26 protein-coding genes are annotated in these 24,999 nt (G+C 59.8%); 13 read left to right on the top strand and 13 right to left on the bottom strand.

Annotated elements, in window-relative coordinates; all coding sequences use genetic code 11:
* Positions 1 to 36 precede the first annotated feature (36 nt).
* On the bottom strand, positions 37 to 1,173 hold the full coding sequence (locus tag AAFN47_RS25865; RefSeq protein WP_499812120.1) for an ABC transporter substrate-binding protein: 1,137 nt from the start codon (positions 1,171 to 1,173) through the stop codon (positions 37 to 39).
* 311 nt (positions 1,174 to 1,484) lie between these two features.
* Here AAFN47_RS25865 and AAFN47_RS25860 point away from each other — a divergent pair, with 311 nt between their 5' ends.
* The 10 genes from AAFN47_RS25860 to AAFN47_RS25815 all read left to right on the top strand — a co-directional run bounded on the left by AAFN47_RS25860 (position 1,485) and on the right by AAFN47_RS25815 (position 12,815).
* Positions 1,485 to 2,366, top strand: coding sequence for a branched-chain amino acid ABC transporter permease (locus AAFN47_RS25860; RefSeq protein ID WP_499812119.1), 882 nt, complete (start codon positions 1,485 to 1,487; stop codon positions 2,364 to 2,366).
* Positions 2,363 to 3,310: a branched-chain amino acid ABC transporter permease gene (locus AAFN47_RS25855; protein ID WP_499812118.1), complete on the top strand. Its 948-nt coding sequence runs from the start codon at positions 2,363 to 2,365 to the stop codon at positions 3,308 to 3,310. The genes AAFN47_RS25860 and AAFN47_RS25855 overlap by 4 nt, the downstream gene beginning before the upstream one ends.
* Positions 3,307 to 4,080: an ABC transporter ATP-binding protein gene (locus AAFN47_RS25850; protein ID WP_499812117.1), complete on the top strand. Its 774-nt coding sequence runs from the start codon at positions 3,307 to 3,309 to the stop codon at positions 4,078 to 4,080. The genes AAFN47_RS25855 and AAFN47_RS25850 overlap by 4 nt, the downstream gene beginning before the upstream one ends.
* Positions 4,064 to 4,801, top strand: a complete 738-nt coding sequence (locus AAFN47_RS25845) for an ABC transporter ATP-binding protein (RefSeq protein WP_499812116.1) — start codon at positions 4,064 to 4,066, stop codon at positions 4,799 to 4,801. The genes AAFN47_RS25850 and AAFN47_RS25845 overlap by 17 nt, the downstream gene beginning before the upstream one ends.
* Positions 4,798 to 6,879: a hydantoinase/oxoprolinase family protein gene (locus AAFN47_RS25840; RefSeq protein ID WP_499812115.1), complete on the top strand. Its 2,082-nt coding sequence runs from the start codon at positions 4,798 to 4,800 to the stop codon at positions 6,877 to 6,879. The genes AAFN47_RS25845 and AAFN47_RS25840 overlap by 4 nt, the downstream gene beginning before the upstream one ends.
* Positions 6,876 to 8,681, top strand: a complete 1,806-nt coding sequence (locus AAFN47_RS25835) for a hydantoinase B/oxoprolinase family protein (protein ID WP_499812114.1) — start codon at positions 6,876 to 6,878, stop codon at positions 8,679 to 8,681. Before AAFN47_RS25840 ends, AAFN47_RS25835 begins: the two co-directional genes overlap by 4 nt.
* Entirely contained in the window at positions 8,678 to 9,685 is a 1,008-nt protein-coding gene (locus AAFN47_RS25830) for an LLM class flavin-dependent oxidoreductase (RefSeq protein ID WP_499812113.1), read from the top strand. The genes AAFN47_RS25835 and AAFN47_RS25830 overlap by 4 nt, the downstream gene beginning before the upstream one ends.
* Positions 9,682 to 10,941, top strand: coding sequence for a threonine synthase (locus tag AAFN47_RS25825; RefSeq protein ID WP_499812112.1), 1,260 nt, complete (start codon positions 9,682 to 9,684; stop codon positions 10,939 to 10,941). Before AAFN47_RS25830 ends, AAFN47_RS25825 begins: the two co-directional genes overlap by 4 nt.
* 3 nt (positions 10,942 to 10,944) lie before the next feature.
* Positions 10,945 to 11,922: an LLM class flavin-dependent oxidoreductase gene (locus tag AAFN47_RS25820; RefSeq protein WP_499812111.1), complete on the top strand. Its 978-nt coding sequence runs from the start codon at positions 10,945 to 10,947 to the stop codon at positions 11,920 to 11,922.
* A gap of 71 nt (positions 11,923 to 11,993) precedes the next feature.
* Positions 11,994 to 12,815, top strand: a complete 822-nt coding sequence (locus AAFN47_RS25815; protein WP_499812110.1) for an IclR family transcriptional regulator — start codon at positions 11,994 to 11,996, stop codon at positions 12,813 to 12,815.
* Here the strand turns inward: AAFN47_RS25815 and AAFN47_RS25810 are convergent.
* Positions 12,812 to 13,774 carry an alpha/beta hydrolase gene (locus AAFN47_RS25810; RefSeq protein WP_499812109.1) on the bottom strand — a complete coding sequence of 321 codons (963 nt, stop codon included), beginning with the start codon at positions 13,772 to 13,774 and terminating at the stop codon, positions 12,812 to 12,814. The genes AAFN47_RS25815 and AAFN47_RS25810 overlap by 4 nt on opposite strands.
* Positions 13,775 to 13,873: 99 nt before the next feature.
* On the opposite strand from AAFN47_RS25810, the gene AAFN47_RS25805 reads away from it, so the two are divergent.
* Positions 13,874 to 14,131, top strand: coding sequence for a multicopper oxidase domain-containing protein (locus AAFN47_RS25805; protein ID WP_499812108.1), 258 nt, complete (start codon positions 13,874 to 13,876; stop codon positions 14,129 to 14,131).
* Positions 14,132 to 14,147: 16 nt separating this feature from the next.
* Here AAFN47_RS25805 and AAFN47_RS25800 read toward each other — a convergent pair whose 3' ends face one another.
* The 10 genes from AAFN47_RS25800 to AAFN47_RS25755 form a co-directional block, all read right to left on the bottom strand.
* Positions 14,148 to 14,285, bottom strand: a complete 138-nt coding sequence (locus AAFN47_RS25800; protein ID WP_499812107.1) for a hypothetical protein — start codon at positions 14,283 to 14,285, stop codon at positions 14,148 to 14,150.
* A 311-nt stretch (positions 14,286 to 14,596) separates the two neighbouring features.
* Positions 14,597 to 15,898: an NAD(P)/FAD-dependent oxidoreductase gene (locus AAFN47_RS25795; protein ID WP_499812106.1), complete on the bottom strand. Its 1,302-nt coding sequence runs from the start codon at positions 15,896 to 15,898 to the stop codon at positions 14,597 to 14,599.
* 173 nt (positions 15,899 to 16,071) lie between these two features.
* Entirely contained in the window at positions 16,072 to 16,545 is a 474-nt protein-coding gene (locus AAFN47_RS25790) for an Lrp/AsnC family transcriptional regulator (protein ID WP_499812143.1), read from the bottom strand.
* Between the two features lie 48 nt (positions 16,546 to 16,593).
* A complete protein-coding gene (locus tag AAFN47_RS25785; protein WP_499812105.1) occupies positions 16,594 to 17,127 on the bottom strand; it encodes an SDR family NAD(P)-dependent oxidoreductase in 534 nt (177 codons plus the stop codon).
* The gene (locus AAFN47_RS25780; protein ID WP_499812104.1) at positions 17,124 to 17,441 is read right to left on the bottom strand and encodes an oligopeptide/dipeptide ABC transporter ATP-binding protein; all 318 of its coding nucleotides are present in this window, start codon (positions 17,439 to 17,441) and stop codon (positions 17,124 to 17,126) included. Before AAFN47_RS25780 ends, AAFN47_RS25785 begins: the two co-directional genes overlap by 4 nt.
* Positions 17,442 to 17,576: 135 nt before the next feature.
* The gene (locus tag AAFN47_RS25775; protein ID WP_499812103.1) at positions 17,577 to 18,002 is read right to left on the bottom strand and encodes a PaaI family thioesterase; all 426 of its coding nucleotides are present in this window, start codon (positions 18,000 to 18,002) and stop codon (positions 17,577 to 17,579) included.
* The gene (locus AAFN47_RS25770; protein ID WP_499812102.1) at positions 17,999 to 18,310 is read right to left on the bottom strand and encodes an alcohol dehydrogenase catalytic domain-containing protein; all 312 of its coding nucleotides are present in this window, start codon (positions 18,308 to 18,310) and stop codon (positions 17,999 to 18,001) included. Before AAFN47_RS25770 ends, AAFN47_RS25775 begins: the two co-directional genes overlap by 4 nt.
* Before the next feature lie 65 nt (positions 18,311 to 18,375).
* The gene (locus AAFN47_RS25765; protein ID WP_499812101.1) at positions 18,376 to 19,227 is read right to left on the bottom strand and encodes a VOC family protein; all 852 of its coding nucleotides are present in this window, start codon (positions 19,225 to 19,227) and stop codon (positions 18,376 to 18,378) included.
* 77 nt (positions 19,228 to 19,304) lie between these two features.
* Entirely contained in the window at positions 19,305 to 20,507 is a 1,203-nt protein-coding gene (locus AAFN47_RS25760) for a M20 aminoacylase family protein (protein WP_499812100.1), read from the bottom strand.
* A 33-nt stretch (positions 20,508 to 20,540) separates the two neighbouring features.
* Positions 20,541 to 22,172 carry an aminotransferase class V-fold PLP-dependent enzyme gene (locus AAFN47_RS25755; RefSeq protein WP_499812099.1) on the bottom strand — a complete coding sequence of 544 codons (1,632 nt, stop codon included), beginning with the start codon at positions 22,170 to 22,172 and terminating at the stop codon, positions 20,541 to 20,543.
* 533 nt (positions 22,173 to 22,705) lie between these two features.
* On the opposite strand from AAFN47_RS25755, the gene AAFN47_RS25750 reads away from it, so the two are divergent.
* Together AAFN47_RS25750 and AAFN47_RS25745 are read left to right on the top strand one after the other, a co-directional pair.
* A complete protein-coding gene (locus AAFN47_RS25750; protein ID WP_499812098.1) occupies positions 22,706 to 23,119 on the top strand; it encodes an integrase core domain-containing protein in 414 nt (137 codons plus the stop codon).
* Positions 23,120 to 23,320: 201 nt separating this feature from the next.
* On the top strand, positions 23,321 to 24,067 hold the full coding sequence (locus AAFN47_RS25745) for a hypothetical protein (RefSeq protein WP_499812097.1): 747 nt from the start codon (positions 23,321 to 23,323) through the stop codon (positions 24,065 to 24,067).
* Here the strand turns inward: AAFN47_RS25745 and AAFN47_RS25740 are convergent.
* The gene (locus AAFN47_RS25740) at positions 24,042 to 24,836 is read right to left on the bottom strand and encodes a hypothetical protein (RefSeq protein WP_499812096.1); all 795 of its coding nucleotides are present in this window, start codon (positions 24,834 to 24,836) and stop codon (positions 24,042 to 24,044) included. The two genes, AAFN47_RS25745 and AAFN47_RS25740, sit on opposite strands and share 26 nt — an antisense overlap.
* Positions 24,837 to 24,999: the final 163 nt, after the last annotated feature.

Genomic DNA, 24,999 nt, shown 5'->3' with positions numbered 1-24,999 from the left:
GAGCGGCGGGGCTGAACCCCGCCGCATCGCGTCGTCTTATTTCGCGACCTGTTCGAGCGACAGGATGTCGACCTTGTTGTCGTTGACGCCGAGAATCACGACAATCTCACCGGCCTGGTTATAATCGTCGAAGGAGATCGTCTTGCCCATCACCGTGGTGAACTCGATTTTTTCGAGCGCATCGCGGATGGCGGCCGGTTCGGCGCTACCGGCTTCCTTGATCGCCTGAGCGATGATGTTGACGGAATCGTAGCCCGCCCAGGTCTGCAGCACCGGCGAGATCTCGTGCTTCGCCTTAATCTTTTCGGCGAAGGACTTGTTCTCCGGCGTGTCGATCTCCGGCGAATAGGTCCAGGCGCTGACGGATCCTTCCATGCCGCCGGCGCTGATCAACTCTTCATTCTGGCCGCCAAGTTCGGCGCGGCCCGTATAGGGAATGGTCAGACCAAGCTGCATGGCGTTGCGCAGCAGGGTCAGCTGGTCGGAGCCTAGCTGGAAGAGAGCGATTGCGTCGGGTTTCGAGCGCGACACCTTGGTCAGGACCGGCGTGAAGTCGGGCATGCCCTGAGGCGCGAAATCGGTGGAGATGATCTCGACGCCGGCTTCCTTGGCGAAGGCCGCAAAGGATTCTGCGCCGCCGCGTCCGAAATCGGTGTCCTCACCGAGAATTGCGACCTTCTTGAAGTCGCCGGATTTGGCGAGATATCCGGCGAGCGTCTTCATCATCGCCGCGTCGGACGGATTGATGCGGAATTCCCACTTGTTGCCGCCAACGCCGGACTGGTCGGTGATGGCGGGGCTGGTCGACACGGCGGTGACCATCGGAATGCCGGCCTTCTCGATGATCGGCATGGTCGCCAGCGTCGCCGAACTGCAGTGGGCGCCGATGATGACGTTGACCTTCGCTTCGACCAGCTTGTTCGCGACGTTCACGGCCTCCGATGGATTGCACTTGTTGTCCATCGGCAGGAGTTCGATCTGCATGCCGAGCAGACCTCCGGCCTCGTTGATTTCCTCTACGGCGAGGTCGATTCCCCATTTTTCCCGCTCAGCGGCGATAGCCGCCGGACCAGTGTAGGGATTGGTGATGCCTATCAGGATGCTTTCGGCTTGGGCGGCCACAGACGCGCCCAAGATTGAGGCAACTGATAGAATAACAGGCAGTATTTTCATGTGTTCCTCCTATCGGGACAAGAATAAAGAAGTTGATCCAATTTTTCGATTGACAATAAATCCAATCAGAGCCCATCATATGACAAGTTACAGCGCTAGCAAGCCCGTTTTTTAGGCATAAGGTGAAAAACAATGGTTATAGAAACTTTAGTTTCATTTGATCTCTATATCTTATACTTTAAGAAATACATTATGACTATAAGTACTTCTTGAGAAGAAATCAGAAGTAAATGTGAAGTAATCCTCGAATTGATACATCCCTCCCGCCTCTGAACCTCTACAAACAGGCATACGCCGCCGGCGAACAGAACATGGACTACATCTACTTTTTGCAACTAACCGCGAACGGACTTGTGATCGGGCTGATCTACGCTTTGATCGCGGTCGGACTCGCCCTGCTCTTCGGCGTCCTGGGGATCGTCAACTTCGCCCATGGCGAATTGCTGCTCATTGGCGCATACGCGATGGCGATTGCGCTCCCCGCTTTCGGACTGGCCTACATTCCCGGAGCCATCGTCGCCGTGCTGACGGCGATCATCGCCGGCTGGTTCATCTATGAGATATTCCTGTCCAGGCTCGGGCATGGCGAATTCGAACGCAGCATCCTGATTACGATGGGGCTGTCGATCGTTATTCTCAATGGCATCCAGTACATCTTCACCGCCACCCCGCTGCTGGTGAACACCGAGTTCGGCTACGCTGGCGTCAACATCGGCGATATACGCGTCGCATGGACGCGCATCGCCGCAGCGGTCCTGTCGGCCGTCACCTTCGCCGCATTGTATGTATTGCTCAATTATACCCAGATCGGCCGGGCCATGCGCGCCGTCTCGCAAAACCGCGACGCCGCCCTGATGGTTGGCATGCAGCCGCGCAAGATTGGCCGCAATGCAGTTATTCTGGCGGCTTCACTCTGTGGCCTTGCCGGCGCCGCGGTCGCCCCGGTTCAACTCGTCCAACCCTATCTCGGCCAGTTTCTCGTCTTCAAGGCGTTCGCAATCATAATTATCGGCGGCATGGGCAGCATCGAAGGCGCCGTGTTCGCCGCCATTGCGCTTGGCATAATCGAGAGCTGGATCGGCGGCTTCTTTCCCGTTGTCTGGCAGGAAGCCGCAGGCTTTCTCATTATGATCACGGTGCTGCTGCTGAAACCCAGTGGCCTGTTTTCCCGAGGCGGGATGCGGGTCGGATGATAATGCCGTTGCTTGCAATCATCGTCGTCGCCGTAGCCGCGTTGCTGCCGTTGGTCGTTTCCAGCAGCTACATACTTAGCGTCGGCGTCACCATGTTCCTGTATCTCGTCGCGGCGATGTCTCTGAACGTCATTTACGGTCTGCTCGGGTTGCTGTCGCTCGCCCATATCGCCTTCTGGGGCATCGGCGGGTATTTCACGGTGATCGCCGTCATGGATCTGGGGTTGAGCTTCTGGCTGGCGTTGCCGCTCTCCGGCCTGTTCGCCGGCGTCCTGTCAATCGCAGTCGGGTTTCCGGCGCTGCGCCTCAATCGGCATTCCTTCGTGGTCGTCACGCTGATCTTCGCCCTGCTCACCACCCTGGTGGCGCGCGACTGGGTGTCTCTGACGCGCGGACCGATGGGCATTCCGGGTATTCCCTCGCCGTATTTCTTCGGTCACGAGGTCGCCGGCGCATACAGCTTCTATTACCTTGCCGGCGTTTTCGCCCTGATCAGCCTGCTTCTGCTGCACCTCTTCTTCACGTCTCGGATTGCCGACACCATGCGCGCGATCAACCAGAGCGAGGATCTTGCCCGCTCGCAGGGCGTCAATCCCACCGCCTACAAACTTCTCGCCTTCTTCCTGTCCGCATTCTTCACAGCCATGGCCGGCGGCATTTTGGCCTTTAACCAGAGGGTAATCGATCCGCTGATCTTCGATTTCTTCTTCATGCAGGCCTTCCTCATCATGGTTATCGTCGGCGGCAGGGGCAGCTTCGTCGGCGTGCTTGTCGCCGGCGCCGTGATGTCGATCCTGCCGGAGGTCCTGCGCTTCTCTGTCGATCTGCGCATGGTGCTCTACGGTCTGGCTCTGCTCGCCTTCGTCACATGGGCGCCGAACGGGCTTGCCGGATGGATCCGGGAGCGACGCGAAGAACGTCTGCGTTCGGAGTTGCAGCAATGAACAGCAAAACTCCGCTTCTCGAAGTCGAAGGACTTCGCAAGAGCTTTGCCGGCGTGCACGCCGTGGACAACATGTCCTTTTCGGTCGCGCACAACACCATCACAGGCATCATCGGCCCCAACGGATCGGGCAAGAGCACCACCATCGACTGCATCTCCGGTTTCCAGCGGCCGAACGCGGGTCGCGTCAAGCTGGACGGGCGCGACATCACCCGCCTGACGCCGCAGAAAATCGCCAAGTCCGGACTGATCCGCACCTTCCAGACCGTACACATCTACGAGTCGATGACGTTGAGGGAAAACCTGCTTCAGGCCGCTCGCCCCTTTCAGGCGGCCGGCTGGGTCGCAGACTTACTGCGCCTGCCCGGCATGCGCCGCGAGGTCGACGCCGCTATGGTGCGCGCCGACGAGTTGGTCGACATGATAGGCTTGCGCAAATATTACGATGCGCCGACGCGTATTCTGTCCTACGGCCAGAAAAAACTTGTGGCTCTTGCCGCCGGGCTGGTGCCGAAACCGCGACTGCTCGTCCTCGACGAACCGGTCGCCGGCGTCAATCCGACGCGCATACGCGAGGTGGAGGAAGTCATCCTCAACCTGCACGCCGCCGGCGAGAGCTTTATCATCGTCGAACACAATGTAGAATTTGTCATGCGCCTGTGCGAACGCGTCATCGTGTTCGTCGGCGGGAGCAAGATGACCGAAGGCGACCCGAAATCCGTGCAGCAGGACGCGCGCGTACTGGAGGCCTATCTTGGAATACCTGCTTGAGCTGACCGGCCTGACCGCCGGCTACGCCGGCAAGCCGATCATCCACGACGTGTCCTTTCGCCTCGAAAAGGGCACCATCACGACTTTCGTCGGCGGCAATGGCGCCGGTAAATCCACGCTGATGCGCGCAATCTACGGATCGTGCGATCATCTCGGCGGTGGAATCTTGTTTGACGGACGGCAAATCGAGGAAAAGACGCCCTGGGAGCGCTACGAACTGGGCATCGGCTTCGTGCCGCAGGGGCGTTGCAACTTTCCGGACATGACGGTGGCCGAAAACCTCAAAATGGGCTGCTACACCCTACCGCGCAACGAACACCGCGATCGTATCGACGCGATGCTCGAAAGCTTTCCGATGCTTGCGAGGAAGATTCGCGAAAAGGCGGGCAATCTGTCCGGCGGCGAACAGCAGGTGCTCGAGACCGCCATGGTGCTGCTGTCGGAACCCTCTCTCCTGCTGCTTGACGAGCCATCGCTCGGACTTGCGCCGAAAACCCAGGGCGAGGTCTTCGAGTTCGTCAAACGCATCGCCGCCGACGGCGTGACAGTGCTGGTCGTCGAGCAGAATGTCCACGGCGCCTTGCTGATTTCCGACAAGGCCATCGTGCTTGAAATGGGCCGGAAGTTCCTTGAGGGAACCGCGGAAGAGGTCCGAAACAACCCGAATATCCGCCACGCGTATCTCGGCGGCAACCTGAGCGAGGAGGAAATTTCCGAATGACGAATGCGGCGCGTCTGGCGGTCGATATCGGCGGGACGTTTACAGATCTTGCGCTGACCCGGGACGGGCAGCGCGTGACGGCAAAGGTGCTCACTACGTCGTCGGCGCCCGAACAGGGCGTGCTGACCGGCGTCAAGGTTATCCTCGAGAAGGCTGGACTGGCGCCGTCCGATGTCGGAATCGTCATTCACGGAACGACCCTCGCGACCAACGCGATCATCGAGCGCAAGGGCGCAAAGACGGCGATGATCGTCACCGACGGTTTTCGCGATTCCATCGACATGGCGTATGAGAACCGCTTCGAGCAGTACGACATCATGATGGACCGCCCCGCGCCGCTCGTGCCGCAGGCGATGCGCTTTCAGGCCGCCGGACGGATCGACGCGCAAGGCAATGAAATCCAGCCCCTCGACGAGGCGAAAATCGTTGAAATCTGCGACCGCCTGGCTGCGGAAGAGGTCAAATCGGTCGCCGTCTGCTTCATGCACCCCTACGCCAACATGGCTCACGAGGAACGCGCGCGCGAAATCATCTCTGCCCGTCTGCCCGACATCGCGATCACGCTCTCGGGCGAGGTCTGCCCGGAAATCCGCGAATATGACCGGTGGTCCACGGCGCTTGCCAACGCCTATATCCAGCCGGTCATGGACACCTATCTGCGCAAGCTTTCGGTCGAGCTTGAAAAGATGGGCGTCGACTGCCCATTCTTCATGATCACCTCCGCCGGCGGCTTGACCGAGGTCGAGATGGCCCGCCGCTTTCCCGTGCGTCTGGTCGAATCCGGACCGGCGGGCGGCGCGATCCTCGCCGCCCACGTGGCCGCCCAGTCCGACTACGAGGAGATCCTGTCCTTCGACATGGGCGGCACCACCGCCAAGATCTGTCTGATCGAGAAAGGCCAGCCGCATTATTCCCGCACGTTCGAGGTTGCGCGCGAATACCGCTTCCTGAAAGGCAGCGGCCTGCCGTTGCGCATACCCGTCATCGACATGGTGGAGATCGGCGCCGGCGGCGGTTCGATCGCCCGTATCGACGAGTTGTCGCGCATCCAGATCGGCCCGGACAGCATGGGTTCGGAACCGGGGCCTGCGAGCTATGGCCGCGGCGGCACTGCGGCGACTGTCACCGACGCGAATGTCGTGCTCGGCCGGCTCGACCCGGAAACCTTTGCAGGCGGATCGATCCCGCTGCTTCCCGAACGCGCCGAAACAGCGGTGATGGACCATATCGGCGCGCAGCTCGAACTCGATCCGCTCAATGCGGCGATCGGGATATCGGAAGTGGTCGAGGAAAACATGGCGAACGCCTCGCGCGTTCACGCCGTAGAACTCGGACGCAATCTCGGCGGCCGTACGATGATCGCCTTCGGCGGCGCTGCGCCGCTGCACGCCGCCCGGCTGGCCGACAAGCTGGGCATTCGGCGCGTCGTCGTTCCGGCAAGCGCCGGCGTGGGCTCGGCCGTCGGATTTCTCCTTGCCCCGATCGCCTACGAGATCAACCAGTCGCGCTTTGCAACGCTCGACGATACGTTCGACAACGAGGCGATCAACGCGTTGCGCAAGGACATGTACGCGAAGGCCTTCGAGGTCGTGTCGGCCGGCGCAGGCGACCAGCCGCTGATCGAAACCTGGACAGCCGACATGCGCTATGTCGGCCAGGGCCACGAAGTCACCGTCGACATCCCTGCAACGCCTTTCGAGGCGGAGGCCCACAAGGCGCTGCACGACCTGTTCGTGTCCTATTACACAAACACCTTCGGACGCTCGATACCGGGACTGGTGTCGGAGATCACGGGCTGGTCGCTGAGACTGGCGACGCCGGCGCCCGCGCCTGAAAAGGCCTGTCACGAGAAAACCGGCAAAACCGTCTGCCCGGCCGGCGCCCGTCGCATGGTGGACGCGGCGACCGGAAACATGATCGAGGCGCCGGTCTATAGGCGCACAGAGCTCGAACCCGGCGTCACGCTCGCCGGCCCCTGCATCATCACCGAGGAAGAGACGACCACCATCGTTACCTCCCGTTTCGACGCGGGCGTCAACTCGCTCGGGCACATCGTTCTGGACTGGAATGAGGCATGACTGACACATCGATCCTTTCCGTCATCCACTACCAGGTCATGTGGGACCGGCTGATTTCGGTCGTTGAAGAACAGGCGCAGGCGCTCATTCGCACCGGGTTTTCGACGTCGACGCGCGAAGCGGGCGACGTCTCCGCCGGCATCTTCGACACGAACGGCGACATGCTTGCACAGGCCGTGACCGGAACGCCCGGCCACGTCAACTCCATGGCCCGCGCGGTAAGACACTTCATCGACCGCTTCCCGGTCGACACGATGAAGCCGGGCGATGTCTTTATTACCAACGACCCGTGGAAGGGCACCGGCCACCTGCACGACTTCACAGTCGTCACGCCGGCGTTGCACAACGGCGCCTGCGTCGGCCTGTTCGCCTGCACCTGCCATGTCGTCGACGTCGGTGGCCGCGGCATCGGTCCGGACGGACGCCAGGTCTACGAAGAGGGCATTTACATCCCGTTGATGTACTTCGCCCGCGAGGGCAAGGTCGACGAAACCATGATCGAGATCGTGCGCGGCAATGTGCGCGAACCGGTGCAGGTGATCGGCGACATCTACTCGCTCGCCGCCTGCAATGACATCGGCTGCGAGCGGCTGGTGGAGATGATGAGCGAATTCGGCATCGAAACCCTCGACGCCCTCGGCGAACACATCCTAGACAAGACCGCCCGCGCGATGAAGGAAGCCATAGCGGACATTGCGCCGGGCACTTTCCACAACACCATGCGGGTCGACGGCTACGAACGGCCGCTCGATCTGGTCGCCGCGCTGACCGTTCACGAGGACCACATATCCGTCGATTTCGAGGGCACGTCCGCTCCTTCGCCTTTCGGCATCAACGTGCCCTTCTGTTACACGGAAGCCTACGCGACCTTTGGCGTCAAATGCGTCGTCGCGCCGAAGGTGCCCAATAACGCCGCTTCGCTTGCGGCGATCCGCATATCGACGCCGGAAAACTGCATTCTCAACGCCAAGCACCCCTTGCCCGTCGCCACACGGCACATTACGGGTCAGTTGTTGCCAGACGTCATGTTCGGTTGCCTGTCGCAGGTACGAACGCAGGCAGGAGATCCTCTCGCAGTCCCGGCGGAAGGGTCTTCGTGCCTGTGGAATCTCTTTGCGATGGGCGGCGCCGGCCGCGTCGACGCCGAACCCGAAACGCTTGCCGACGCCCGAGTATTCAACGTGATGAGCTTCCATTCCGGCGGCGCCGGCGCCCGCGCCGGCAAGGACGGGCTGTCTGCGACCGCTTTTCCGTCCGGCGTGCGAAACGTGCCAATCGAAATCACCGAGGCAGGCTCGCCCATGATCGTCTGGCGCAAGGAATACCGCACGGATTCGGGCGGCGCAGGCTATTACCGCGGCGGCCTCGGCCAGGTCATGGAAGTCGACACGCTGGATACGGCGCCCTTCGCCGTCAGCGCCAATTACGACCGGGTTGTGTTCCCGCCCCGGGGCCGTGACGGCGGGCATGACGGCGCAGCCGGCGTCGTTCGTCTTAAATCGGGCGAACACCTGCGCGGCAAGGGTCAGCAGACGGTGCCCTATGGCGAGCGGCTGCTCATCGAAATGCCGGGCGGCGGCGGCATCGGCGATCCACTACAGCGTCCCGCCGAAATGGTCGCAAAAGATGTCCGCGAAGGCATGGTGTCGGCCGAAAAGGCGCGCAGCGTCTACGGCGTCGCGCTCGATGACGACCATGCGGTGATTACCGATCAAACCAAAGCCCTGAGAACACAATTGAGGGCGAAAATGAAACAGGACACGGCAGAGGACCGGTCCGTGGAGATGGAGACAAGCAAATGATAGTAAGCGCTGGACTGCCAACTGGAATGGAGGGCCTGACCTATCCAATCCCCTTTTCTTCGACGGAAAACGTCCTGAAGATCGCTACTCATGCGGAAGATCTCGGATACCATTCGGTCTGGGGCAACGACCACATGACCACGCAGGCCTATGTTCGCGACGAATTCCCGGAGCCGCCGCGCTTCTGGGAGCCTCTGATCACCTACGCCTTCATCGCCGCGGCCACCACCAAGCTGCGCTTTGGCACCGGCATTCTGGTTCTACCGATGCGCCGAGACATCGTCGTCACGGCCAAGCAGATCGCCACGCTCGATCATTTCAGCGGCGGCCGCCTGGAAATCGGCGTCGGCGTTGGCGCCTACCGCGAGGAGTTCGAGGCGCTGTGGCCTGATTCCGGCGCAAACCGCGGCGCAATGGTGGAAGAAGGCGTGGAAGCGCTCAACAAGCTTTTTTCCGACCGCGTTTCCAGCTTCGACGGAAAATACTACCAGTATCGCGATGTCGAGCTGGCGCCCAAGACCCTGCAGAAGAAGCTGCCGATCTATTTCGGCGGCAACAGCCCAAAACATCTTCCGCGCGTCGCGCGGCTCGCCGACGGTTGGATTCCGGCCGGTATGGACGTCGGCAAGATGGGCGGCATGATCACCCATCTAAAGGAACTTGTCGAAAAGGAAGGCCGCGATCCTTCAGCCATCCAGATCGCCCCGCAGTTTACATGCTATGTCGGCAAGACCCGTGAAGAGGCGCGTGAGCGCTTCAGCCAGAGCCAGATGTACAAACATATGGTTTCGCTGAAGAAATCAACGCTTAAGAGCGAAGGCGAGCAGGATCTTTCCGACGTCAATCTCGTCGGCTCCGTCGACGAAGTGGTGGAAAAGGCGATCGCGGCGCGCGAAGCCGGCGTCACCCATCTTCTCGGTCTTTACTTTGCCGCCAACGACGTTCAGGAATTGCTCGACCAGATGCAGCTGTTTGCGGAAGAAGTGACGCCGAAAATCACATGACCAGACTGAATTCCGGAATGCTGCCCGGTAGCGCGGCAATCGGGCAACGTTCGCTTGGCGATCCCTCCAGGAGCTTCCCGCTCCTGCCGGTGATCGTCGGCGGCTGTCCGGCGACATCCACCGACGCCATGCAGTATCCGCTGGAAATCGCCTATGACTACGACAAGGTCGACCGGGCGCTGTTCGACCAGGCGCCGTTGCCGGGCCTGTCGCGCTGGGCGCCGCTTCTGCCTCCGCTTGCCGACGGCCTGTCCATGGGCGAAGGCGGCACGCCCCTTGTCGACGCTGAAGACTTCGGCTGCGAGATCGGCGTCAAGGGACGCCTCTGGCTGAAGGACGAAAGCCGCAACCCGACCTGGAGCCACAAGGATCGTCTGAACTACTGCGTTGTCAGCGCTGCGATCGCGTCGGAAGCGCGCGGTATTGCAGTGGCCTCATCGGGCAATCACGGCGCGGCGGCTGCGGCCTACGCGGCGCGCGCCGGGTTGCCCTGCGCCGTCATCGTCGCCGAAAACATGCCGGACGCCTATCTGCGTCTCATCACCGGCCTGGGCGCCCATGTCATCGCCAGCCCCACCGAAAGTCGCTGGACCGTGCTGCGTCGCATCGTCGACGAAGCGGGCTTCATGCCCGCCAGCAACCTGACCCGTTTCCATACGGGCAATCCCTACGGCCCGGAAGGCTACAAGACCATTGCTTACGAACTGTTTCTCCAGCTTGGACGCCGCGTGCCGAGTACGGTGCTGGCGCCCACCGGCTACGCCGAAATGCTGTTCGGCGTATGGAAGGGATTCCAGGAGCTCAAAACTCTCGGCCTGACCGATCATGTGCCGCGGATCTTGTCCGCCGAACCGGCCACGCGCGGACCTCTCGCACGCGCCGTCAGCAGCAACGAGCCTGCCACGGAAGTCAACGGACCGGCCTCGATCGCCATGGGCATTTCCTGCTCCGTCAGTTCCTGGCGCGGCGTGGTCGCGCTCGAAAACCAGAGGGATCGCGCGCTCACGTCGTCGGAAGAAACCTTCCAGGATATGCGCCGGCGGCTCGCCGCCAGGGGTCTGTACCAGGAATTCTCGGGCGTCGCGGGTCTCGCCGCCGCGAAGGAAGCGTCGGAGCGCGGCGTCGAACTCGACGGCGACGTGGTCGCGATCCTGACGTCCACCGGACTCAAGGACGCCGAACTCCTGGCTCCGCCCGAAAATCTCTACAATCTCGACTCGCTCGACACCCTCATCGCCGAGCTGCAGAGGACTTAGACCATGTCTTCAGAAATAGGCGTCGCGCTGAACGGCAACGAACCCTGGCCAGAAGTTCAGAAGATGGTCTCGCTGATGGACGCGACGGGGGTCGAAACCCTCTGGCTCGCGAGCCACCTTTTCCAGCGCGAGCCGGTCGCCAGCGCCGCAGCGATATTGAGCGCAACGAGCCGGCTGAAAATAGCGCTGATGGCCATGAGCCCCTTCAGCGTCCATCCGGTCTACATCGCCATGGCGGCCGCCACGCTCGATGAATTGTTTCCCGGCCGCGTTTCGCTCTGTCTCGGCGTCGGCGCGCCGCGCGATCTCGAAGCCGCGGGCATCGAGTCCGACAAGCCGCTTCTGGTCATGCGCGAAGCGCTCGAGCTCTGCCGCGCTCTGTTGAGCGGCGAGGTCGTCCAGTTCCAGGGCAATCGCTTCCAGGTGGAAGGGCGCGCGCTCGAGGCCGGCAAGCGCAACGTGCCGCTGATACTCGCCGCGTCCGGACCCAAGATGCTTAAGCTCGCCGGCTCGCACGCCGACGGCCTGCTCATCAGCGCCGCCGCGTCCGTCGCCTTCATTCAGTCCTGCCTCGCGGAAACCGCCGCAGGCGAAGCCGAATCCGGAAGCAAGATCCGTCGCATGGGTCTCGTCTACGCCGCGATCGACGAGGACGAGAAGCGCGCATTCGACAGCCTGCGCCGCAAGATGGCCTTCATCCTGCGCGGCATGCATCACAAGACCAACATCGAACTCGGCGGCGGGACGCTCGATCAGCCGGCGCTCGCAAAGGCCTATGCGAACAGCGACTGGCCGACCGTCGACAGTCTTGTGAGCGACGACATCGTGCGCAGACATGCAGTCGCCGGCAAGCCGGACGATGTGCGCAAACGCCTGTCTGAATATGAAGAGGTCGGGCTGGATCAGCTGATCGTCACCGGCGTCAGCAGCGCAGAAGAACTGGCCCCCCTTCTCAACAGCCTTGCAGCAATTCGCGACTGATGGCACGATGCTGGCCAGTAATTGGGCGTCCGGGGAGTGCGCTCAAAGTTTAGGCGCAAAGGACCGACACCATGACCAGACATCTCTCCGAACTCGACGCCAACCAGTCGCTTTCAAAAGCGCTGATGATCCTCAAGATGCTGAGCTCCACACAGGGCGATATCGGCGTTCGTGAACTTGGCCGAAGACTGGCGATCCCGCCCAGCGTCGTCCACCGTTTGCTGGCGACCCTGAAGAACCACGATTTTGTCGAGCAGGATCCGCGCACCATGCGCTACCGCACCGGATACGGGCTTTACGAGGCGGGGCAATCCTATCTCGTACAGAGAACGCTCGCCGACGCCGCATTCGAGGAACTGCAGAAAGTCGCGAAAAACTGCAACATGGCCGCCTATCTCGGCGCAATGCACGACACCGAAATGGTGTATTTCCTCTCGTTGCCGAGCCCTCCGATACACGTCTATCCCCAGCCCGGCCGAACCGCTCCGTTGCATTCGACATCCATAGGCAAGATCGCACTCGCCCGTCTGGAAAACGACGAACTGGCGACGTTCCTGCAGACGCTGGACATGCCGCGACTGACTGGCAACACGATAGTCGAGCCGATACGTCTCTATGAAGAGGTGATCGAGATTCGCAAGAACGGCTATGCGGATTGCCTGGGCGAAAATATAGAAGGCATCTACGCCATCGGCGTTCCGGTTCTTGACAGCCGAGGCGACATCGTCGCCGGCATCAGCCTCGCCTCGCCCGGACCGGAGACCTTTCAGGACATAAGGGACAGTGCGCTCGAACAGCTGCGCCGCGCTTCCTCGATCATTACCGAGCGCCTGTCGCGGCTGGTCAGCATTCCCGACGCGGTTCCTGGTTCCAGCCGCCGCCAGCACGCTTAATTGCGCGCCAGAAATTCCGATATGGCGGGAACAAGGTCCGGGTGCAGTGGATGCGAGGGATCGGTGTAGGTCGCTAGCGGCTGGTCCGGAACGTCGACTTTCAGCATGTGTGTGGCGCCCTCAAGGACCACCTTCTCGGCTTGCGGAAGCGCCTCGGCGAGCAGAATGGCGTCAATCTGCTTGACCTGTATGTCCGCATCCCCCTGTACGATCAGCGCCGGCCCCTGCCAGTCATGCGCCAGGGCAACGGGATCGTGAGAGAACAGATCGATCATGTAGCGCTGCAGGCCGGGTGAGAACATCGCCTTCAGATGCGGCGGCAGTTCCTCGGGATCGGCAGTGCGGCCGGCCTCGAGACCTGTCACGATACGATCGATCGCCGGCATCGATGGCGCCATTCCCGGCATCGCGCGCAGCTGTTCCCGCAACAATTTACCCATCGGCCGCCCGGCGGTCGAAAGCAACAACAGTCCGCATAGCGCTTCGGGCGGCTTGCGGCTCGCGACGAGCGCAACCAGCCCGCCCTCCGAATGACCTGCGATCCAGACGCACGGGGCCATCTCCGCGGCGCGCTTCAACCAGTCGCGCGCATCCCCGGCATAGGCTTCGATCGTCACGTCGTTTGGATCGGCAATCGCGGCGCTGCTGCCGAAAAAGCCGCGCTTGTCGATCCTGATCGAGGCTATCCCTTCGTCTGCGAGCGTGTCCGCCAGCATCTTGTAAGCGTCTGTGGCCAGCCCGCCCTGCGGGCTGTTGCCGTCGCGGTCCACCGGACCGGAGCCGGGTATGATGACGATCACATGACGTGCGCCGTCGACGGCCGTTGCTTCCCCGGCCAATGGACCCTCCGGTCCGTCAATCATGATCGTTTTCGCCATCGACGAGCCCGTAAAGGTGAGCAACAAGGCCAGAAGCCAAGGCAATATGAATATCGATACGCGGACGTCGCCCAACGGCATTCACCTCTCCCAGCCTGCCGGATTGATGCGGCCTGTCGCCCGCTCAGGAACTGGCGCGGCGTCGATTGAGATATCTTTGCGACTCCGGCCGGGAATCACATGTACACCAACTGGGCGGCAAACCGCCAGCACTCAGCCCATCGAGCCGGCACTGATCGGCAAAAGGATTGGACACGCGTCAAGAGATTGATCAATAGAAGAGAGGTGCTGACGACAAGCGCCGTTGGAGAAAGACGGGTTCTGCGATATCCAGGTCGCCTTTCAGTATCCGGCGTCAGGACAAACCCCTTCATGCTCCATTGTCACATCCTCGAGCACGAGTATTCCGGAATGAAGACGGATTTCACCGTGTCCTGACCAATCGCCAGGGACGTCAGGTCACCGAAGCGGCGTCCCAGCGTATAACGATCTTTTCGATAACGGAAACGATCGCAAAGCCGGTGATTGCGATGAATGAGGCCGTCAAAATGCTGGCGAAGAGCCTCGGCGTGTCGAATTCGCGGAGTAGCACAAACCGGTTTCGTCACTCGGAAATGTGAACAAAAAAGGAACAAACAGGCTGAATTGTTCGGCAATTCGTGCTATGGTCGGTTCCGCTCTCAAATCGGCGTCATCGGTTGTCTGCGGCCGTGAGGAAAGTTGAAATTCCGGATTCCCGAAACGAAGCCAGATAGCGGAAAACCCGCAAAATCACCGATTCCCGAAACAAAGCCAAATCCAAGAAAGGTGGCGAAACGCAAATTCCCGAAACAAACCCAGATACCCGGAGGTCGCTGTGGTATTGATATAAGATATTGATTTTACATTATTATTTTACTATGATTATTTTCCGGATGCGTCACGCCAGCGATAATAGCGGATGGATTGGGACAGAAACCACGGATTCCCCGTATAGAACGGCCGGGTGGAAAAGCGGGTCTTGTCGAGCGGCGTATCGCCCTCAGGGCTGCCCAGCACCTTCTGGCCGGCTTTCATTCCCAGATAGGTCGCCGTCGCGATGCCCGAGCCGCAATAGCCCATGGCGTAATACATCCCGTCATGCTTGCCGACATGCGGCATGGAATCGAACGTGAAATCGACGAAACCCATCCAGGAATGGCTGATGCGGACATCGCTGATCTGCGGGAACAGGGAAATCAACTCCTTGCGAAGCAGAGGCGCGCTTGCCCGCGAGTTGGTCTCCGTCAAGGAGACGCGCCCGCCGAACAGCACCCTGCGTCCGTCCGGCGACGCGCGGTAATAGTAAACGACCTTGCGGGAATCCGTCACAATACGGTCGTGGGGAAACATCTCGCGAACCGTTTCCGGCGGCAACATTTCCGTAGCGATGACGTAGCTGCCGATCGGAATGACGCGCCGGCGCAGCCATGGCGTCACCGCCCCGGTATAACCACTCGTCGCGATAATCACATCGTCGGCGAACACCGGCCCTTTTGCCGTCTGCAGTCGAAACCCTTTGCCCTCGCGGCGAATGTTTTCGACGCGACAATGGGAGATGAAGCGCGCGCCGGCCGCCTTGGCGCGATCAACAAGCCCGTTCTGGAGCTTGGCCGGGTCGAGCGCCGCATTTTGCGGCAGAACAGCTCCCCCGTAATAGGCGTCCGATCCGATTTCGCTGCGCTGATCGGCCCGCGGCGCCATGTGCGCCTCGACCTCCAGCCCCTTGGTCTGATTGGCGTACTTCCTGGCCATCGCCTCGTATTGCGCGGGATTATGAGCGGCGAAGAATTTGCCGTTCTGCCGATAATCGCAATCGATCTCTTCCTGCTCGATGAACTCGCGCAGGAATTCCGTCGACCGCATGCCTTCCTGAAGTATTTTGAGGGCAAGGTCTGCGCCGTATTTTCGGGTCAGCGAAGACAGCGACGGCTTGAGCGTATTGCTGATCTGTCCGCCGTTGCGCGAACTGCAGCCCCAACCCGGCTGCTCCGCGTCCAGAACCAGCGTCTCGCGGCCGCCCCGGGCCGTGGCGATCGCCGCGCACGATCCAGTGTAGCCCCCGCCAACGATCGCCACTTCCGATCTGGAAGGAAGATCCTGCTTGGGCGCCTCCGGCGCGGGGCTGACGTCCCACCAATAGGGCGTGTCCTTGTACTCGTCGGTGAAGATTTGCTGCGTCGGCATTGTCGATGACACTCTCGTGGCCTTGCTCGGATTGCCTGGCGTTCATTGACGATTAGCCCTTCCCACCTGGGACAGCAATCGGATCCATGGAGGAAAACTCAAAACATGTTCAGTTGTTAAGGATAGTCAGCAACGAATACGCGGCGAGCGCCCCATCGGTCGCCACGGAAGCGTCAGCGCTGTTTGGTTTCCGCATAATGCAGGGGGAGCTCGGTCGTCGACTTGATCGTCTCCATGGCGAACATGCAGTTCACGTCGCTCATATCCACTTTTTCGATCAGGCGCTTGTAGAACGCGTCATAGGCCTTGATGTTCGGCAAGGCGACGCGGATCAGGTAGTCGATGTCGCCGCTCAACCGGAAGAAATCGACCACTTCATCCATGCCCGAGACGGCCTTCTCGAACTTGTCGAGCCAGGCCCTGTTATGCTGGTTGGTGCGCACGGCGATAAACGCGGTCACATCGACGTTCAGCTTCACGCTGTCCAGCAGCGCCACCCGGGAGCGGATGAATTTCTCTTCTTCGAGCTTCTGAATACGCCGCCAGCAGGGCGTCGCCGACAAGCCCACGCGGCTTGCGATCTCGGTCGCCGGAAGCGTGCAATCCTTCTGAAGCAGCCCCAGGATTTTTTTGTCGATATCGTCAATCATTGTGACGTCTCCTCCCATCCGGCGCGGCGTCGCCGGCCCTTCTCGTCAGAGTCGCTGGCCGCCCGAAGCGTCAACGCATTGCCCTGTAACCCAACCGCCAGCCGATGAACACAAAAACAGCGCCACGGTGGCGACATCCTGTGGGTATCCGACCCGACGAAGCGCAATCGTGTTCGCCGTCGCCTTTGCCTTTTCGGGATCTTCGTCAAGCCGGTTCATATCCGTGACTGTGGCGCCCGGCGCAATGGCGTTGACCGTGATCCCCCGCGGACCCAGGTGATTGGCCAGGAGCTCAGTCAGACTTTCCAGCGGCAGTTCTGCGGCGAAGAGCACACGGCGCGGATACTGATAGCTCGGCCCGTTCTTTAGAGTATAGTCTTTGACGTCCTGCACGGTCAGGGACGCGGCTTCAGCCTTCACGACGAATGCAACGGGTATCTGGCTGCATTCCTCATCGGCCCGCGGCACAACGACGGCCTGGCGGATATTCACCGGTTCCGTCCGGGCGTCGATAAGAGCAACGCGGTCCATTCCACCATTGTGATCGACGAGATCGTCAGGATTTGTCCAGTTCTTCATGCAGAGCCTCCCTCATCCGGTCCGCCAGGTCGAAATGGCAGGCGTTGCGGCGCCCGCCGGACAGGCGTCACGGTAGGGAGATTCTCCGACCGGCAGCGATCTTCGCAAAAGAGGCAGCGCGTGGAGATGGCGCAGCCCTTGGGCAGGTTCGCCGGACTGGGCAGATTCCCCTGCAGCACGAATTTCTTGCGTTTCCGCAATTCCCGCGGATCGGCGACCGGCGCCGCGGCCAGCAGCGCCTCGGTGTAGGTATGCGCCGCCTTTTTCCATATTGTCTCGGCGGGACCTGTCTCGACCACGCTGCCCAGATACATGACCAGCAGACGAGGGGCTTAATGCTGGACCATCGTCAGATCGTGCAAGACGTCTTGTCAGTCTTGTCATTTAGTTCCCCTTCAAGGTCTGTCGGACTAGAGTTGGGGCGGTTTCCCTGTCCGCCCTCGTTTCGGTTATTTGCCGGGAGGTATTGCATAGGTGCCGCGGCCGATGGCCACGAGGGCGCCGCTTTCGTTGAAGACGTCCACATCGGCCACCCCGACCGCCCGCCCCAGACGTCGGACGGTTGCGGTCGATATCAAGGCGGTGTTGATCGCCGGCTTCAGGTAATCGACGCGGAAATTAATCGTCGGGATGCCGGTGTTCAAAAGCATGGCGAGCGCGAAGTCGCCGACGGTGTCGATGACAGATGCGATCGGTCCTCCGTGCCACTGGCCTGTGCCTGCGCCGAGCTCGAATTCCGGGCGCAGCGGCGCAATCATGGTGATTGTCTGCTTTTCGATATCGATCTCTGTTACCTTGAGGCCGCAGAAAGCGATGAAGGGAGAGCCGTCCAGGTATTTCTGGACCGTCGCCATATCCATGGTGGCGTTCGTCATGGCGCGATCACCAGCTTGCCATCCTCGACAGGATCAAAACCGGCGGTAGCCCCACAGGTGACCAGTCGGCCGCCCCTGACGCCTGGTCCGACCTCGACCACTTCGCCTGCAATGTCGAGGCCGACGATGAGCGGCATGGGGATCTTGATCCCGGGCATGCCTCGGCGGGTGAAAATGTCGTGGTAGTTATTCGAGCTGGCCTTGACCCGGATCACCACGTCGCCCTCTTCGGGAACGGGGTCAGGGAAGTCCTCGACATACGTCATCTTGTCGAGCCCGCCGTGCTCGTTCAATACTACTGCGCGCATATCGGTGTTCCTTTTTCTTTCAAATTTTTACGCAGCCAGGACGCGCCGCGCTTCGTGCGCCGGGTTTACTCGTGGAATTCAATCGCCAGTCCGAAGGCTGCATCCTCGCCAACGCGCAGCCGCGCGCCGAGATCTTCGAATGGCAGGCCGCCGTCCTTCAGCGCCTTCCGCGCCGCGTCGAGCGACTTGCAGCGAACGCTCAGCGCAATCATTCGCGCCTCGCCCTCTTCCGGAATAATCGAGACTGCTTCTCCGAAGCGCGCTTTGCCGGCCTCGGCGGTCAGCGCGACCACCTGCCCGGCGCCGGCCTCGATCGCCATGCCGCCGTCAACCGGCGTCATGACGCCGGGGCCGAAGAATGTGTCGAACATGGTCAGCGTCTCTTCAGGCGCGCCGCCAACGAAGACGTACTCCGAGACATCAAGCGCCGTGTTCGGATGGTTCTGCCATTCCTCGCGCCAGACATATTGCGGCGTCTTGTGATGGCAGAAGAAACTGCGCCCTTCGGCAAAACCCTTCGTCGGAAAATTGATCACCGCAAAGGCCGCGTCGAACGCGCCTTCGCCGGTCTCGACCGGGCCTACGAAATGGGTCGGATCTTCTATCTTCAGCCCGGTTTCGTCCAGGCGACTCACCACCGCGTCGAGATCCGGGCAGCGCCAGACCACAGCGGCAAGACCGCGCGGCGTGTCCATCAGTTCGGGGCGCAGAAGCTTCTTGCTTTCCTCAAATCCCAGAAGTTCAAGATAGTTGTTCTGGAAAATCGCCAAATTGTTCGACGAACCTAGCGAATGATGACCGCGTGGCGTCAAGTCGAAGCCCATGGCCTTGTATTGCTCGACCGAAGCGTCGAGGTCGCCATGCACCATGATCACAACGTGATCGAGTTCTGGAACCAGTGTTTCTTTGTCGGTCATGACCTTTGCCTTCATGCCTTGGAGATCAGGGCGAACTTTCGGAGGGAAGCAGAACGCCGAAGTGTTTCAAGCATCCGTCAATGTTTGACGGACCGATCGGCTGAATCGGGAATACTCGTTGGCAAGCGCTGCCTGACCAGGGTCGTCCAGAAGGAACAACCCCAGGGGATAACGTCGTCGTTGAAGTCGTATTTCGGGTGGTGGACCATGGCGCCCGGCCCGTTGCCGACCATGATCATCGCGCCGGGACGCTCGTTGAGCATGAAGGAGAAGTCTTCGCCGCCGAGCGCCGGCGGCATTTCTCCGGACGTGTTTTCCAAACCCGCCACTTCGGAGGCGGCGGCCAGCACATTCTCGACCGCCTCAGCGTTGTTGATCGTCACCGGATAGAGCCGCAGATATTCCAGTTCGCCTTTTGCGCCGAATGCTGCGGCGATATGTTCGACAGCGCGGCCAAGCTTCTCTTCGACCATGTCGCGCACATCTTCATCGAGGCAGCGCACTGTGCCGCGCAGGGTCACTGTTTGCGGGATCACGTTGAACGCGTCGCCGCCGTTTATCTGCGTTATCGACACCACCGCCGACTTGATCGGATCGAGGTTGCGCGACACGATGGTCTGCGCCGCCTGGACCAGCGCCGCCATCACCGGCATCGGATCGATCCCGTTATGCGGCGTGGCGGCATGGGCGCCGACGCCTTCGATTTTTATGTTGATTTCATCGACCGAGGCCAACATCGGGCCCGGGCGGGTCGTGAACTTGCCGACCTCAAGGTTGGGACGGTTGTGCATTCCGTAGAATTCCTGGATAGGGAACTTCTCCAGAAGTCCATCGTCGATCATGGCCTTGCCGCCGGCGCCGCCTTCCTCTGCAGGCTGAAAAATGACGCAGACAGTCCCATCGAAGGCGCGGCTTTCCGCCAACGCGCGGGCTGCGCCCAGGAGCATGGCTGTGTGACCATCATGCCCGCAGGCGTGCATCTTGCCCGGGATTGTGGAAGCCCATTCAGCTCCGGTGTCTTCCTTGATCGGCAGAGCGTCCATGTCCGCTCTCAACCCGATCGTGCGCCCGGATGTATTGCTCTGCCCCCGGATCACGCCGACCACGCCGGTCTGGCCGATGCCTTCGTGCACCTCATCGACCCCGGCTTCGCGCAGGAGCCGGGCCACTTCGTCTGCGGTGCGATGCACGTCGTAAAGCAATTCGGGATTGCGGTGCAGGTCGCGACGGAATTCCGTCAGTTCGCCAAGATACCTTGCAACCCAATTCTCAATAGCCATTCGCCAGGTTTCCTGTCCGTTGTTCGTGTCAGTTCAGGCCACGCCACGCAGTTGCCGGGATGCTTCCAACGGCATCCAGAACCACCGCAACTTTTTACTGTCTGCATCAAATTCAGGTCCGACATCCGGGGTATGGCGCTCGGCCAGGTCGGCAATTTCGTGGGCGATTGCCAGACAAGTCTCGAAGTCCGGCGCTGTCGTCGGCGCAGAGGCGTTTCCGAACCACATCTGGGCGAAATCCGGCGTCGCGTCTTCAACCGTCTCCACCATCCCGGGCAACGCCGCGGGATCCGGACGCCAGACGCCGCTCGCCGCGTCAAGACGATATGCAGGCAGAACCGACAGCCCGCGATGCGCGATGAATGCGATTGCGGCCTTGATCTGGTCCACCGTCTCTTCATCGAAGAACCAGCTCACCCCAAGCCGCGCCCAGCCGGGACGGAAGACCGAGTAACCGCGGGCGACGGCGCGCTCATGAGCCCAGGCGGTGGCGGAATCGATGCCCAGAAGATCGTGACCATAGGGCCCTGCGCACGAGCATCCGCCCCGCGCCTGAATGCCGAAGAGATCGTTCAGCAGAGCGACCACGAAATTATGGTGCAAAAGGCGCTCGCCAGCCCGGATATTGAAGGAATAAATGCCGAGCCGCCGCGATCGCGGCGGGCTCAGCAGTTCCACCGCCGGCTCCGACGCCAGCAGGTTGTCTAGCCGCTCGGTCAGGAATTCTTCCTGCGCCGCAACAACTTCGTCGCCCATTTGCGTCTTGAGATCGAAAACCATGCCGGCGCGAATATTGTCGATGATGGCTGGCGTTCCCGCTTCCTCGCGTCGCTCGGGATCCTCCACGTAGACATGCTTTTCGGCGGTGACGTAGGAGACTGTGCCGCCGCCCGTCATGGTTGGCCGCTTCTGGTCAAAAATCCGGCGATCAGCGACCAGGACGCCCGACGCGCCAGGACCACCGGGAAACTTGTGCGCCGAAAACAGCGCGGCGTCGATCCGGTCCGTCTCGCCGGGCGCGGATGCTCTCAGACGAACGGGAACATAGGGTCCGGCAGCCGCATAATCACAGATCAACAGACCATTGTAAGCATGGAGCAGGCGCGCCAGCGCTGGCAGGTCGGTAAGAACACCGGTCACATTGGACGCCGCCGAGAAAGCGCCGACGAATGGTCCGCCGCCCTGCCTTTCACGCAGTTCTTCCGCGAGGGTGTCAAGGCAGAGTTCGCCGGCCTGGTTCAGGGGAATGCGCACGATGCGCGCTTTGGTCTCGCGCCAGGTCAAATCGTTGGAGTGATGCTCGTACGGGCCGATAAAGACCGTTGCATCGGGTCCGAGGTCGAGCGCGCGCGCCAACTTGTCCGCCGCTGCGGTCGCGCCTGCCCCTGCGAATATCACCGCGTGGTCCTCATCGGCGCCGACGCTGGTTCTGATCGCCTGACGCGCCGCCTCGCGGACGCGTGTGGTCTGGCGTCCGCACCACGAAGTCTCGGTATGGGTGTTCCCATAGGCGGGCAGAATATGGTCGCGGATTGCATCCTCGATAAAACTCAAAGCCCGCCCAGACGCAATATGGTCTGCGTAGATCAACGAACGCGAACCAAACGGACCTCGCACCGGCATGGCGTCGCCAATCACCGAGCGGCGGATCGCTTCAAATGTCAAGGCAGGAATTTGCATCGAGAAGTCGGTTTCGCGTCTGGTTGCAGGTTTGTCGTATCAGCTTCCCCTTCATGAGGCACGCTTCCGATCAAATCGTCAAGACCAATTTGCGCGTTTTGCAGTTTTATTCTACTTTTCTTCCACATATCATCAAATTATTGGAATTCATTTGCTAAATATTCCTCAAATATAAAAAATGAAAACTAAAAGTTTCGACTGGAACATGGGCATCACTTAAACAACAGAATGCATTTTGCCGATAAAATAAACAGATACAGATCTGCGACCGCGCACATTCCAAAGCAATTTCCTCCCATTCCAGAAACGATAGGTTTCGACTCGTGAGTGGCGCCGCTACGGGCGAAAGATGTGTTGGAGGCACGCCGCCCGAACTTCGAAACCGCCGGATACCAAGGGGGTCCAAAACGCCGGCTGCGGCTGAGGCTTCTTCACCGGACAGACCCGACGCCACTCCTTGCCAAAACCGCCACAGGTTCTCACGCCGCCACACCGGTGGCCGCCCTGGCGAGGACAATTTGCGCCGTTTTGAGCATTCTGACTTCCGTTTCCCTGTAACCATCAACACCTCCTGGAGCGGGGTGTTGCGACGACCGTTTGAATCTGCCCAGTATGCCTGCAGCGACTATGTCGAACGCCTTCAAGCCGTCGGCATTTTGCCTTGCATGAGCAGTGCGGGGTGTCCCTACGTCAATGCTATGGCGGAAAGTTTCATGAAAACGCTGAAGGTGGAGGAGGTTCACGCCTCGAACTACAACAACCTGGAGTACGCCGGATCCGCCATCTGCACATTCATCGAGACTGTGTACAATCGCCAGCGACTGCACTCGGCATTGGCTTATCGGTCTCCAGACGAATTCGAAGCCTGTTCACTGGGCACAACCCAAAACGCGAACTCAGTGGACCAACTGAACTGTCACCAATTAACGTGACTCAAATTAGGGGTTCAATCCAGTACACCTTGAAATATGGTGGGCCCGGTAGGATGCAAAATTTTGTCAAGTTATTGATTTTATTATGTTATTTTTCTACTATTTCCCCGATACCCCCAAAAGTACCCCCATTTGCAGAAACCAAATTTCGACCGGATTTGCGCTTATAATCAGTTGATCGAATTATAAGGCGAGACTGCAATGATTGATGCAGCAAAGAAGGCCAGGGTCGAACAATTCATGCAGGCCTGGAGCCACAGGCTAAGGTTTGCAATCGAAGGACCAGAGGGGCGTTTCTCAACTCCGTGGGCAGTATGGGGGCACAAGGACACCGTTTATATTGCGTCCCGAAAACTCGGCGGGTCTATGAAGGTGAGTTTGCACCCGGAAGGTGGATATCGCTACGCATTTACGAAGCAATACCACCCAAAAATAGAGGGTAGGAGTTCGAAGCTAGAAAAGCGGGACATCGTAGTTTGGGACAAACCGGACATGTCCGACAAGATCACGGCTATGGTTGCCTGTGTCTACTTCCCAACTGATTTCCTGAGATCGGCTGCACCACCATCATCACCAAAGCGAAAATATCTGATCCTCCACGTTCCGAAATCAGGGTGGACCGCAAGAGTCGGATTTTTTCTATCTTACCAGCCCATTGAAATACTCGCACCCGCGCTCAAACTCATCGGACTGCTGTGCGGCCATTGGGAACTCAGTGACGGTTCGAGTATTTCAATGGTTGCGTCGGATATGTCCTTCGACCCATCGGTATTGCCATCTGGGCAGAATGGAGCGTTCACCCCTCTGAACAAGTCAGGTGTGATGGATCCAGCAAACTATGATGCTAATCTCACCGCTGTGATGTGCAACGACCCTGGCCCCGGTGAATATCTGCAAATGGTGGAAGTTGGAGGGGTAAGAATTAAGCCGCGAGAACGCTCCGAATGAGGAATTCCAGGGGGCTCATTTCAGCCGAATTATCATTTGAGACGGGCCATTCCTCACAGAAAATTCCGCACTCAATTCGCATGGTCTTCATTGGCCTACCAACGGCATCCGGCGGCAGCTCATCTAAGAACATTCTTTGCCCTTTGTAACGCACTAGGCGAACACCGAGTCGGCGTGATTGTTCAGATCGCCTCTTGAAAATTTCCGGATGCATTCGTCTCAGATGGTTCCAGTAGGTAGGACTCGTCGCTTTGACACAACCGAGACAGTTAGCGTTTGGGTACCCTAGACGATATACCAAGGGAAGCAGAATGCCGGCCGCACGAATAATCTCATAGCAATCGTCTTTCGTGATTCCAGCGTCAATGAGCACAGGCAAAACATTATCTCGTTCGGTCAGAACGAATCTCTCATGCCTTTTGCGCTCGTCTGCTGTGAACCCGAAGACATGCCAGCCGATCCGACGATGTTTTTCATAATCTTGCCGCGCCGCTTTTTTGAGCCTGTCTGTGCAAGGAGCACCGTGTGGGAACGCCATGGCATTACAATGATCCCAAACCTCTTCCGCGCTGGCGTTAGGAAATTTCGGGTTCTTCCAAAACACAATATCGGAACCGACCCATTTCGCGACATCTAATGCAAAGCGATGGTTGTCCGCGTCTTCTTCCTGAACCGGATTATTTACAGCAACGACTTCGCAAATGTCGCCATAACGAAGCACAGTCTCCATCCATGCAACTGCGCTGGCAGCACCGTTGGAGAACCACACGACAATTGTATCTCCGGCTTTTGGCTCTACCATCCGAGACTAGAGCAGCGGGCGATTAGTATGCAACGCATCCTGTTGATCTGAAGTAGTTCCAGCATTCTTGCGGTGTGAACAGGCTGCAGACATGTCCGACGGCCTTCCAAAGGTCTTCATATGTTCGAGC

Origin of the sequence: Hoeflea sp. CAU 1731 (assembly GCF_039888615.1) — a bacterium.
In the GTDB taxonomy this organism is placed as follows: domain Bacteria; phylum Pseudomonadota; class Alphaproteobacteria; order Rhizobiales; family Rhizobiaceae; genus Flavimaribacter.
Note: the sequence above shows the minus strand (reverse complement) of the source record. Positions and strands in the feature narration are given on the sequence as shown.